This window comes from Flavicella sediminum (assembly GCF_006381105.1).
Lineage (GTDB): Bacteria > Bacteroidota > Bacteroidia > Flavobacteriales > Flavobacteriaceae > Flavicella > Flavicella sediminum.
On the sequence record NZ_VDET01000059.1, the window covers coordinates 335 to 955 of the forward strand.

Here is a 621-nt window from a genome sequence, read left to right on the forward strand (position 1 = left end):
CTTTATGCGGTGTTGTACTTTCGTACATTTTCATCAGTTAATATTCTTTATTCCAATTAGGGAGTTTTCCATGAATCTCAAAAAATTGTTGAATAATTTTTCCTTCAATCATTGCTGGAATGTCCATATTATACTGATCAAATGTTTCGTACCAATATACATCAAGAGCTTCAATATCCTCGATTATTATGTGTTTATCCCAAGCTCTAGTTCTTAATTCTCCAAATTGTTTGCCATTTACCAATGTATCATAAATTCCTCCTTTTCGTGTTTTTAGCATCCCATCTTGAGTTATTTTCCCAGTACATCCGGTATAAACCAATTCGATTTTTCCGTTTTTTAAAGCATAAATAAGATAAATTCCAATTCCGCTTTTTGGGGCATTACAAATTTCTCTAAGATTATCATTTTTCTCATAGAAAAAATGTCCGCTGTTTTCATATTTCTCTAATTCCTCAAACATATTTTTATCAGATTTTTTAATTCGGAAGAGAAAGATTCTCTCATTGTTTTAATAGAAAATAAAAATACTATTTTTTGAAGATTAATAATTTATCCTGATATATTATTTAAAAAATTATCTGTTTTATCGGGGATAGGTTTAAGTTTTTCAATTTTCAC

The 621-nt window shown here is 28.3% G+C and carries 1 protein-coding gene; it reads right to left on the reverse strand.

Going from position 1 to position 621, the window contains the following annotated elements:
• Window positions 1-37: 37 nt before the first annotated feature.
• The gene (locus FGM02_RS17870; protein WP_139959994.1) at window positions 38-463 is read right to left on the reverse strand and encodes a hypothetical protein; all 426 of its coding nucleotides are present in this window, start codon (window positions 461-463) and stop codon (window positions 38-40) included.
• Between the last annotated feature and the right edge of the window lie 158 nt (window positions 464-621).